The organism is Butyricicoccus sp., from assembly GCF_050872565.1.
Taxonomy (GTDB): Bacteria; Bacillota; Clostridia; order Oscillospirales; family Butyricicoccaceae; genus Butyricicoccus_A.
In genome coordinates this window covers 1-11,290 of sequence record NZ_JBNMHC010000037.1, presented here as the reverse complement: position 1 = coordinate 11,290, position 11,290 = coordinate 1, and the positions used below count along the sequence as shown (strand labels likewise).

The 11,290-nt window shown below is 53.0% G+C and carries 12 protein-coding genes; 8 read left to right on the top strand and 4 right to left on the bottom strand.

Features of this window, described 5'->3' with window-relative positions:
• Positions 1-1,168: PFL family protein (locus ACR0P9_RS03035; RefSeq protein ID WP_432617374.1), on the top strand; the 1,168-nt coding region annotated here is incomplete at its 5' end.
• Between the two features lie 148 nt (positions 1,169-1,316).
• Here the strand turns inward: ACR0P9_RS03035 and ACR0P9_RS03030 are convergent.
• The 3 genes from ACR0P9_RS03030 to ACR0P9_RS03020 all read right to left on the bottom strand — a co-directional run bounded on the left by ACR0P9_RS03030 (position 1,317) and on the right by ACR0P9_RS03020 (position 4,192).
• Positions 1,317-2,327, bottom strand: coding sequence for a sugar ABC transporter substrate-binding protein (locus tag ACR0P9_RS03030; protein ID WP_432617373.1), 1,011 nt, complete (start codon positions 2,325-2,327; stop codon positions 1,317-1,319).
• 145 nt (positions 2,328-2,472) lie between these two features.
• Positions 2,473-3,636, bottom strand: coding sequence for an FprA family A-type flavoprotein (locus ACR0P9_RS03025; RefSeq protein ID WP_432617372.1), 1,164 nt, complete (start codon positions 3,634-3,636; stop codon positions 2,473-2,475).
• A 97-nt stretch (positions 3,637-3,733) separates the two neighbouring features.
• Positions 3,734-4,192 (bottom strand): helix-turn-helix domain-containing protein, encoded by a 459-nt coding sequence (locus tag ACR0P9_RS03020; RefSeq protein WP_432617371.1) that lies wholly within the window; start codon positions 4,190-4,192, stop codon positions 3,734-3,736.
• Positions 4,193-4,372: 180 nt separating this feature from the next.
• Between ACR0P9_RS03020 and ACR0P9_RS03015 the strand changes: the two genes are divergently transcribed.
• Positions 4,373-5,275 carry a ComEC/Rec2 family competence protein gene (locus tag ACR0P9_RS03015; RefSeq protein WP_432617370.1) on the top strand — a complete coding sequence of 301 codons (903 nt, stop codon included), beginning with the start codon at positions 4,373-4,375 and terminating at the stop codon, positions 5,273-5,275.
• On the top strand, positions 5,272-5,481 hold the full coding sequence (locus ACR0P9_RS03010) for a DUF3006 domain-containing protein (RefSeq protein ID WP_432617369.1): 210 nt from the start codon (positions 5,272-5,274) through the stop codon (positions 5,479-5,481). The genes ACR0P9_RS03015 and ACR0P9_RS03010 overlap by 4 nt, the downstream gene beginning before the upstream one ends.
• Before the next feature lie 88 nt (positions 5,482-5,569).
• Here the strand turns inward: ACR0P9_RS03010 and ACR0P9_RS03005 are convergent, their stop codons facing one another.
• Positions 5,570-6,937 (bottom strand): citrate/2-methylcitrate synthase, encoded by a 1,368-nt coding sequence (locus tag ACR0P9_RS03005; RefSeq protein WP_432617368.1) that lies wholly within the window; start codon positions 6,935-6,937, stop codon positions 5,570-5,572.
• Positions 6,938-7,089: 152 nt separating this feature from the next.
• On the opposite strand from ACR0P9_RS03005, the gene spoIID reads away from it, so the two are divergent.
• From spoIID to ACR0P9_RS02980, 5 genes are all read left to right on the top strand, one after another.
• Positions 7,090-8,151 (top strand): stage II sporulation protein D, encoded by a 1,062-nt coding sequence (spoIID, locus tag ACR0P9_RS03000; protein WP_432617367.1) that lies wholly within the window; start codon positions 7,090-7,092, stop codon positions 8,149-8,151.
• A 123-nt stretch (positions 8,152-8,274) separates the two neighbouring features.
• A complete protein-coding gene (locus ACR0P9_RS02995; protein ID WP_432617366.1) occupies positions 8,275-8,994 on the top strand; it encodes an AzlC family ABC transporter permease in 720 nt (239 codons plus the stop codon).
• Entirely contained in the window at positions 8,984-9,289 is a 306-nt protein-coding gene (locus ACR0P9_RS02990; RefSeq protein ID WP_432617365.1) for an AzlD domain-containing protein, read from the top strand. Before ACR0P9_RS02995 ends, ACR0P9_RS02990 begins: the two co-directional genes overlap by 11 nt.
• Positions 9,290-9,545: 256 nt before the next feature.
• The gene (locus ACR0P9_RS02985; RefSeq protein ID WP_432617364.1) at positions 9,546-10,487 is read left to right on the top strand and encodes a sodium:calcium antiporter; all 942 of its coding nucleotides are present in this window, start codon (positions 9,546-9,548) and stop codon (positions 10,485-10,487) included.
• A 177-nt stretch (positions 10,488-10,664) separates the two neighbouring features.
• Positions 10,665-11,290 (top strand): phosphate acyltransferase (locus ACR0P9_RS02980; RefSeq protein WP_432617363.1); only part of this gene is annotated, 626 nt, incomplete at its 3' end.

The window sequence follows — 11,290 nt, the reverse complement described above, 5'->3', positions numbered from 1 at the left end:
CGAACTGGGCATTCCGATTATCCACAAGCGTATTTCCGTCACCCCGATGGCAATGATCGGCGCGGCAACAGACGCGACTTCGTATGTCCCGCTCGCACAGACGCTGGATCGCGCCGCTGCTGCCTGCGGCGTCAACTTTGTTGGCGGCTTCTCCGCTCTCGTCCAGAAGGGCTTTGCCAAGGGCGATGAAATCCTGATTCGTTCGATTCCGGAAGCCCTGGCAACGACGGAACTGGTATGTTCTTCTGTCAATGTCGCTTCGACCAAGGCAGGCACGAACTTGGACGCCATCCGCATGATGGGCGAGGTCATCCGTCAGACCGCAGAGCTGACCGCTGACCGCCAGTGCATCGGCGCAGGCAAACTGGTTGTCTTTGCCAATGCGGTAGAGGACAACCCGTTTATGGCTGGTGCATTCCACGGTGTCGGCGAGGCAGACTGCGTGCTCAATGTCGGCGTATCTGGTCCGGGCGTTGTACATTCCGCCATCCAGCGCGCCGGTGAGGAGTGCTCGATGAACGAAATCGCAGATATTATCAAGAAAACTGCCTTTAAAATCACCCGTATGGGTCAGCTCGTTGGCTCCATCGCGTCTGAGCGTCTGAACGTTCCGTTCGGCATTGTCGATCTGTCTCTGGCTCCGACACCGGCAGTCGGTGACTCGGTTGCCCGCATTCTGGAAGAAGTCGGCTTGGAGTGCTGCGGCACGCATGGCACAACCGCCATTCTCGCAATGCTCAATGATGCGGTCAAGAAGGGCGGCGTCATGGCATCCGCTGCTGTCGGCGGTCTGTCCGGTGCCTTCATTCCGGTATCGGAAGACGAAGGCATGATTCACGCCGTCAACGCAGGCAGCCTGCATCTGGACAAGCTGGAAGCCATGACCGCGGTTTGCTCCGTCGGTCTGGATATGATCGCCATTCCGGGCGACACCTCCGCGGAGACCATTTCCGCTATTATTGCAGACGAAGCTGCTATTGGCGTCGTCAATAACAAGACAACTGCTGTCCGCGTCATTCCGGCTATCGGCAAAAAGGTCGGCGAGGATCTGGAATTCGGCGGTCTGCTCGGCTCGGCACCGGTTATGGAAGTGCATCCGTTCTCTTCTGCGCGGTTTATCCACCGCGGCGGACGCATTCCGGCTCCGATGCACTCGCTGAAAAACTGATGCGCCGCCTCTTTCGGCGGTTCCGCGCCGGTTTTGCCTGCGGCATGATCGGCACGATGGGACTGCTTGGACTGTTGGGACGCAGAAAGAAAAAGTAAAACAAAAAACCAGCTGTTGGATGATGCTCCGTCATCCAAACAGCTGGTTTTTACTTTCCGTCCCAGTGGTCAAGCTCGCGCTGCAATTGCTCAATATGCGCTTCCGCATTATCCGATGTAATCAGCTCCACATCTGTATGCACGGATTCTCCGTCTGATTCTCCGTTGCACAGCTTCACCGCATAATCAATACACTGTTTTCCCATCTCAAAGGGGTCTTGCGCAAATGCCGCGTCAATTTCTCCGACGCGCACCAGCTCGGAAGCATCAATCATGCCGTCAAACGACACGATATGAATATCATCTCTGCCGGATTCTGCAATGGCGCGCTGGGCACCGACCGCCATGCTGTCGGATGTCGTGCAGACTACGCGAATTTCTTTGGTCTTTTTGTCCTTTTCGAGCAGTTCTTCCATGATGTCTTCTGCTTTGTCTTCCTTGCAGTCGCCGTATTCCACCGCATAAACCGGCACGCCGCCATCTCTTGTTAAGGCGTCTTCAAGACCGTATTCCCGCAGCATATGCGTCTTATCTCCGTCTGCCCCGCGCAGAATGACCGCTTTGGCATCCTCTTCATCCGCCACCAGTTTAGCAGCATATTTTCCCTGCTGATACGCCGCATCATACTGGTCAGTGCCGATATATCCGTCACAACCCTCAAAATCCGAAGAGGTGTCTACCGCTAGGATATGTTTGCCTGTATTTTTCGCTTTTTCCAGCTGCTCCGTGATGCTCTGTTCATTACTCGGCGAGACGATAATGACACTCACTTTCAGCTTGGACATGCTCTCTACCAGCTCCGCCTGCTCTTTGACATTGTCTTCTTTCTCCGGTGCGGCAAAGACAACCTGTGCGCCGATGCGATCCGCCTCGTATTCTGCGCCCGCCTTAATCAGAGCAAAATATGGATTATCTGTGGATTTGAGCACGACGCCGATATACGGCATATCCATCTGTGTCCCGCCGGAGCCAATGGGGTCTGCTGCGCCGCAGGAGCAGCAAAATAAGACCACACACAGCATCAGGCAGGTGAATCGAAGCCATTTTTTTCCTGTTCTCATGCAGCTTCCCCCTTTCTGTTCCTGAAGTGATAATAGCTTATTATACCATTACCGTATTGTCGGAACAATGGCGGGAATGACCAAAAAAGCCGGAAATCCAGAGCAGCTCTCTGATTTCCGGCTTTCTTTTTATGGGAAATAAAACTTACTTCATCAGTTCGTCAGCCATTGCCTCAATCTGTGCCTCATTCTCGGCATTCATTGCAGACTTGATGGTGACGGTGGTATCCAGCCAAGTGATATTCTTGCTCTTCTCAAACGCGGACTTGATGACGCGGCCTGCGGTCGGTGCCCATGTACCGTTTTCGATGATACCAATCGTGCGGTTCTGGTAGCTTCTCTCGGTCAGACCGTGCAGGAAGGTATGCATGAACGGGAATACATCGCCGTTATACGTCAGGGAAGCCAGTACCAGCTTGCCATAGCGGAACGCATCCTCGATGTTCTCTGCCATGTCGCTGCGCGCCAGATCAGTCAGAACAATCTTCGGGCAGCCCTTTGCCTTCAGGGTCTCTGCCAGCTTCTCTGCTGCCTTCTTGGTGTTGCCGTAAACCGATGCATACGCAATCATAACGCCTTCCGACTCTACCTTGTAAGAGGACCAAATGTCATACTTCTCGATGTAGTGACCGAGATTTTCCGTCAGTACCGGACCGTGCAGCGGGCAGATGATCTGAATATCCAGCGTTGCTGCTACCTTGAGCAGTGCCTGTACCTGTGCGCCGTACTTGCCGACAATGCCGATGTAATAGCGGCGTGCCTCGCAGTCCCAATCCTCTTCTACATCCAGTGCGCCGAACTTGCCGAAGCCGTCAGCGGAGAACAGAACCTTATCGGTAGAATCATACGTGACCATAACTTCCGGCCAATGTACCATCGGAGCGAAAACAAAGGTCAGGGTATGGCTGCCCAGCTCCAGCGTGCCCTTGTTGCCAACGACCTCGCGGTTCGGCGCAACGTCTGCACCAAAGAACTGCTGCATCATAACAAAGGTCTTTGCATTGCCGACAACGATGGTGTCCGGATAAACCTTCAGGAATTCTGCAATGCTCGCGGAATGATCCGGCTCCATGTGCTGGATAACCAGATAGGTCGGCTTCTTGCCGTCCAGAGCCTCAGCGATATTGCCCAGCCACTCCTGTGCAAAGTTGATGTCCACTGTATCCATGACAGCGATCTTATCGTCCAGAATCACATAGGAATTGTACGCCATGCCGTTCGGCACCACATACTGACCCTCAAACAGGTCTACCTCATGGTCATTGACGCCGACATACAGAATGCTGTCTGTTACCTTACGAAATGCCATTGTAATCTCCTCCTAGTATAAGATTGCGAATGATTCTTATTTTCTGTTCTCATTGTACCCTAGTCAGTCGGAGTTTGTCAATGGACGAGAGAAAATCTTATGTGCGCTTATTCCAGTACGCGGCAAACAGCAGCGCTGCTCCCGCAATCAATAAGACATTGTGCGGCATCTTGGTCAGATAGACCCAAACACTGGTGTACCAGTTTCCATGCAGCTGCTGGTCAAACAGCTGATGCACCGGCAGCAGCGCAAACGCCAGCACGATGTAAAGCACGCCGAGAATCAAACAGATCCACATGCGTTTGGCTGATGTTTGTTCCGGCTTCTGCTGTACAGAATGCGGGTCAGGATGGGGTATTTTCCCCAGAACCAGCTCATCCAGCGAGACGGAAAACAGCTCACTGAGCCGAATCACATTGTCCAAGTCCGGCTTGGCCGTGCCCAGCTCCCACTTGGAAACCGATTGGCGCGATACATGCAGCTGATCTGCCAAGTCCTGCTGCGACATGCCCGCCTGACGGCGCAGCGTTTGCAGTCTTGCTCCGAATCCTTTCATATCCTCAGCCTCCTCTCGATACTTGCTCTCTGTTTGTTGTCTTTATGATAGCACATTCCCGGTGCGCATACCACCGCTTGGGCGCGGCAATGGCGCAACCTATGGTTGCACATAGCGTTTGCATCCGTATCCGTTTACTGATATACTAATAGTAAGATTTGCGACAAAAAGAGGGATTATATGAAGAAACGACATAATTTTTTATGGGTCATTATGGCAATGGTGCTGTTTGCCTTTGCATTCAGCAAAGAATTTCTGCCCGCCATGCATCCCGACGAGGGAATCTCCAGCTCTCTTTCCTCCTCCGACGAGGCGACCAGCCTGCACTTTATCAATGTTGGGCAGGGTGACGCGGAACTCATTGTCTGTGGTGATGATGCCGTTCTCATTGACGGCGGCAAGGCTTCCGCCGGAAGCACGGTTGTCGATTATTTATCGCGCCAGGGTATCGCAGAATTGGATGCCGTGATTGCGACCCATCCGCATGAAGACCACATCGGCGGTCTCGTCAGCGTGTTAGATGCGTTCCAAGTGGATGCGTTCTATATGTCCGACGAAGCAATGGACACAGATATTTACGAAAAATTACTGGATGCCATCGACAACGAGGGCATTCAGCCGCAGTTCCCCGACATCGGAGATGTCATTCCGATTGGCGACAGTGGAGCAAAATTGACAGTACTCGCACCGGGTCCGGACAGTGCCGACACATACAGCAAGAGTGACCCGAACACGTGGTCTCTGGTCTGTCGCTTGGATGCCAACGGATGCAGCGCGCTGTTTACCGGCGACACAACCGCGGCTGTCGAGAAGGATATGCTGCGCACAGTGCCGAATCTGCTCCCCTGTGATGTGCTCAAAGTCGCCCATCACGGTTCCCGCACGGCATCGTCCAAGGACTTCATTCAGGCGGTCTCTCCGTCTTATGCCGTCATCTCCTATGCAGATGGAAATTCCTATGGTCTGCCGAACCACGAAGTATTTGACTATCTGGAGCCGCTCGGTACGAAAATCTACGAGACCGCAAAAGATGGAACCGTTGTGTTGCAGCTGAAAAACGGAAAGGTGAGTCTTGCAGCGTGAAAGGCATTGTTGACCGCATTGAAAACGGGATTGCCGTTGTCGAAACCCCGTCCGGCATGATCGATGTCCCCGCGCCGGACGGCTTGCAGGATGGAGATTTTGTCGAGCTGGAAAACGGCGCGATTGTCTCCATCGACCGCGCCGCCGCACAATCCCGCCGTGCCAAGCTGCAAGCGCGGCTTGACCGCATGATGAAGAAAAAATAACGAGAGACACGTTTGGTCTGTGCGTGAAGGCAAACCAAAAGCGTCCGTGCCGGTAGTTCCGGAACGGACGCTTTTTCTATTCATCCAATCAGCCGCGCTCGGCAATCGGAATATAACTCGAACGGGAAATAATCGGCTTGTATGCCGGACGGATAATCTTGCCGCCGGTGGTGACTTCCTCGATGCGGTGTGCCAGCCAGCCGACAATGCGGGCTGTCGCAAACAGCGGGGTGTACATTTCTTGCGGAATGCCCAGCATCTCATACACCAGACCGGAATACATATCGACATTCGCACACATGATCTTGTGCTCACCGCGTACGCGGTAAAATGCCTCCGGTGCCAGACGCTCGGTCAGCTCAATCAGGTTAAATTCGCGCTCAAAGCCCTTCTGTGCTGCCAGCGGGCGCGCGGTATTTTTCAGTGCAACGGCACGCGGGTCAGACAGCGTATAGACCGCATGTCCCATGCCGTAAATCAAGCCGGAGCCGTCGCCAGCCTCTTTGCGCATGATCTTGCACAGATATTCCAATACTTCGTCTTCATCTTCCCAATTGGAGATGTTTGCCTTCATTTCATCAAACTGCTTGCAGACGCGCAGATTGGCGCCGCCGTGGCGCGGACCCTTCAGAGAGCCGATTGCCGCAGCAATCGCAGAATAGGTATCGGTTGCAGAGGACGAAACAACACGGGTCGCAAAAGCGGAGTTGTTACCGCCGCCATGCTCTGCATGAATAATCAGGCATCTGTCGAGCAGCATTGCTTCCTCACGGGTAAACATACCGTCCGGTCGAATCAGGCTCAAGATATTCTCTGCAGTGGTGTAGTTGCGATCCGGCATATGCAGGAACATGGATGCATTGTCATAGTATCGGCGCTTGGACTGATACGCATGAGAAATGATAACCGGGAATTTGGCAATCAGATTTACCGCCTGACGCACGATGTTTTGCAGGCTGGTGTCATCCGGATTCGGGTCATAGGAGTACAGAGCCAGCGTCGATACAGCCAGCTTGTTCATGATGTCGCGGCTCGGCGCACGCATGATGACGTCCTCGGTGAAGTTGTCCGGCAGAGAACAGGCATCCGCCAGCATCTCGGTAAAGTCATCCAGCTGTTCCTGTGTCGGCAGCGCGCCGCACAGCAGCAGATAGGCGGTCTCCGGAAAACCGAAGCGGTCTTCTGCGTCAAAGCCGTCCAGCAGATCATACAGGTTATGTCCGCGGTAGGTCAGGCGGCCTTCAATCGGCTCTACTTCGCCCTCGTTGACCATGTAGCCATGTACATTGGATACGCAGGTGATGCCGGCCAGTACACCGGTGCCGTCTGCATTTCGCAGACCACGCTTTACTGCGTATTTGGAGAACATCTTCGGCTGGATCAGGTTATGATCCTCGAAGTTATTGCATAGATTGTCAATGACGGAGGGTCTCATATCTTTCATCATGTCAACCATTGGAATCACCTCATCAATCAGATCTCCGCCCCTCCGCACAGCGCAGAACAGCCGCAGAAGGCAGAACATGTTACTTCATATGAATTATATATTACATCAATCCTGCAAATATGTCAAACCAGCACGTACCTGTCAAAGAGAAGGAATGGATTATGAAACGTGTACTTTTTCGGGTGTTTTTCATCATTTTTCTGGCATTCGTTCTGCCTATCGGGGTAAAATACTACAAAAATATGTCAGAAACTACAGAAAATGTCCATATTGTAAACAATGTTGAAAATAATTTTGACGTGCAGAATTCGGACGCGGAGAATGCAGAAAATGAAGAGCATCCAGCATCTGGAACAGAAAATGACGGCACACCCGGCAGAACCATCACCGTTCTCATTGACGGCGATGTGCATGAGATGTCTTTGGAGGACTACACCGCCGGTGCCTTGGCGGCGGAAATGCCCGCTTCGTTTCCGGAAGAGGCACTCAAAGCGCAGGCTGTCGCCGCACGGACGTTTGCCGTCTACAAACAGTCTCTGGGCACGGACACGCAGCATCCCGATGCGGCTGTTTGTGCGGATTACACGCACTGTGCCGCGTTTACCGATCTGGATACCGAAGCCAAACAGCAATGGGGCAGCAACGCCGACGCTTGGACAGAAAAGATCCGCACTGCGGTGCGTGAGACAAGCGGACAGGTCGTGACGTACAACGGCTCACCGATTGCCGCCGTCTTTCACTCCGCCGCGGCGCAGCAGACCGAAGCTGCCGTCAGCGTCTGGGGCACAGACATTCCCTATCTCACAACCGTGGACAGCACCGGCGACGCCGATTGTCCCAAGTACGATGCCTCTGTGACGCTGGGCGCCGAAGAATTCCGGCAGATTATGCTGGCCAAATATCCTGACATCAATTTGACCGGTCTGCCCAAAACATGGTTTACCGACATCGACACCTCGGAAGCGGGCGGCGTGCGCACCTGCAAAATCGGCGGACAAGAGCTGAAGGGAACCGAAGTCCGCGCGCTGTTCGGGCTGAATTCCACCCACTTCACCATCAAAACTACAGACACCTCTCTTACCTTCCACACGCAGGGATACGGGCACGGCGTCGGCATGAGTCAATACGGCGCACGGAAAATGGCAGAGGACGGAAAGAGCTATCAGGAGATTTTGACACATTATTACACCGACACGCAAATCACCACGCTGGATGCCCAATAATTCGTATAATTTATTTTAAATTATACGAATAGTTTTATAGAAAACGATTTCTGCAATTGACGGAACCCGCTCCACGCGTTACAATAAGCGGTAGATGTTTTTTAAGATGTGGAGGAAGATTGTATGAAACTCGACAATGCCGCATGGTTCCGGCGCGGCATTCAAAACGGCGTACCGATTGCGCTGGGGTATCTCGCGGTATCATTTACGCTGGGCATCGCGGCGCGAAACGCCGGATTGACGGCGTGGCAGGGCGCAGCAGCCAGTGTGACAACGGTTGCATCTGCAGGCGAATATGCCGGCTTCAATGTCATTCAGGCTGGAGCCGGATACATAGAAATGGCGATTATGATGCTCGTCATCAATGCGCGGTATCTGCTCATGTCCTGTTCGCTGAGCCAGAAGCTCGCACCGGATCTGCCGCTCATTCACCGTCTGCTCATCGGCTGGGGCATTACCGATGAGATTTTCGGCGTAGCCAGCATTGTGCCGGACAAGCTCAATCCTTGGTATAATTACGGTATGATGGCAATTTCCATTCCCGCTTGGACGATTGGCACGGCGGTCGGCATTGCGGTCGGCAATATCCTGCCGCATCACGTGGTCAGCGCGTTGGGTGTCGGTCTGTACGGCATGTTTTTGGCGATTATCATCCCGCCCGGACGCAAAAACAAGGTGATTGCCGGTCTCGTTGCCATCTCGATGGCAGCAAGTCTTGTCCTGTCCGTGCTGCCGGTCGTATCGCATATTTCTTCCGGTATGCGCACCATTATTCTGACCGTTGTCATTGCAGGCATTGCGGCGGTTCTGTTTCCGGTAAAGGAGGAAGAACATGCCCAATAATACTTGGATTTACATCGCCGTCATGGCAGGTGTCACCTATTTGATTCGCGTTCTTCCGCTGACACTGATTCGGAAAGAAATCAAAAATCAGACGATCCGTTCGTTTTTGTTCTATGTGCCGTATGTGACGCTCGCTGTCATGACCTTCCCGGCTATCGTGCAGGCAACCGACAGCATGTGGGCAGGTCTCGCCGCCCTCGTCGCAGGCATTGCGCTGGCTTGGTTCGGCGGCAGCCTGCTGCAAGTCGCTGTCGTCGCCTGCGCTGTGGTCTTCGTGCTGGAGCTGTTTTTGTAACAAGCAAACGGAATCTTGACACGCTGCACCGCGCCATGCTATAGTGTACTCACACAATAGAAACCTCGGTGAGGGAGTAGTTTGCGGCACATGCCGTGAAAATATCAACAATCGCGTCGATGCTTCCATCGACTGGTATTTTCTTAAAAAATGAGACTCATAGACGAAGGTACAGTAGGGAATCCTACTCTATCATCGTCTATGGGTCTTTTTTTATTCTCTCTGCGGAGGACATGCTGTTTGGAGGAAGAAATCTATGATTTATTTGTTGTACCTGCTCGTTGCCGCCGGTGTCGTGCTGTTTTCCGTCAAGGCATCCGACTATGTGGATCTGCTCGACAAGAAAACCAGCCTGTCCGGTGCTTTTATCGGCGGCATTATGCTGTCTGCCGTCACCAGTCTGCCGGAATTGTTCACCAGTATCTCGTCTACAGTTTTGATTCATCAGCCGGGGCTCTGTCTGGGTAATATCTTGGGCAGTGATTTGTTTAACATGGCCATGCTGTCGTTTTTCCTGCTCATCTTCGCGCGCACGTTCCGTGAAGGCAAGCTGTCTGCCAGCCATCGCGTGGTCACGGTCTTTGTTTTTGTCTGTTATCTCGTCATGATTCTCAACTGGCTGGGCATTCTGCGCATTCAGTTCCTGAGCATTAGCCTGTCCTCTGTCATCATCGTTGTCATGTATATTCTGAGCATTCGCTACATGTCCGCGGAGGACAGCGAGGATTCTGACGAAGAGGACACCAGCCCGCTCACCGTACCGCAGATTGCTGTGCGCTTTGTTCTCGTCAGCATCGGCATTGTCGTGCTCAGCATTGCCATCACCTATATTACCGATGCCATCTCTATCCGCCTGCATTTGGGTCAGGGCATGGCAGGTGCGCTGTTCCTCGGCATCGCCACCAGCCTGCCGGAGGCGTCTTCTACCGTTGCGCTGCTGCGCATGAAGAATGTGGACATCGCGTTCGGCAACATTGTCGGCAGCAATATCTTCAACTTTATTATCATGGCAGTGGTCGATATTCTGTATCGCGGCTCTGTCTATGATTTCAGCGATCCGCAGACGGTCGTTCTGATGCTGTGCGGTGCAGCCGCTCTGCCGCTCATGTGGATCATGATGAAGTTCCGCAACAAAGCGACACAAGTCATTTGCCCGTTGGGTATCATCGCTTGTTATCTGGCATTTCTGATGGGATAACCGGTCTTCTTCGCGTTCTCCCATAATTCTTCGGATTTTTTGTGCGTTTCCCCATAAAATTGCCAATATCCCTTGAACATATCAAACAAAAAGTTGTATAATGGTTATATCAACCAACGAGAGGCGTGTCCTCTCCGCGGAAAAGAATGTGTAAATTCATTTTTGGAGGGAAAACCAATGTTTGAGAATCTGATTGCTGCTCTGAAGGCAGAGCGCAGAACTATCGTTTTCACAGAGGGTCCGGATGCTCGTATTCTGGAAGCTACGGCTCGTCTGCTCAAGGATGACCTGATGGACGTTATCCTGATCGGCGGCGTGGACGAAGTAAAGGCTGCTGCTGCACAGGGCGGTTTTGACATTGAGAAGGCTACCATCATTGATCCGGCAAACTACGCTGAGTTCGATGAGATGGCTCAGAAGATGTTTGAGCTGCGCAAGGGCAAGATGGACATGGATACCGTCAAGGCAAACCTGGCAAAGGGCAACTACTTCGGCACCATGCTGGTTAAGATGGGCAAGGCTGACGCTCTGCTGGGCGGCGCTACCTACTCCACCGCTGACACCGTTCGTCCGGCTCTGCAGCTGGTTAAGACCAAGCCGGGTGCACATCTCGTAAGCTCCTGCTTTATTCTGAGCCGTCCGGCTAAGGATGGCGGCGAAGAGATGTACGCTATGGGCGACTGCGCCATCAACATCTCCTATGAGGACACCGTTGACAAGAAGACCGGTGAGGTTACTCTGACTGCTGCTCAGAAGATCGCTGAGGTTGCTATCGAGACCGCAAAGACCGGCGCTGCTTTCGG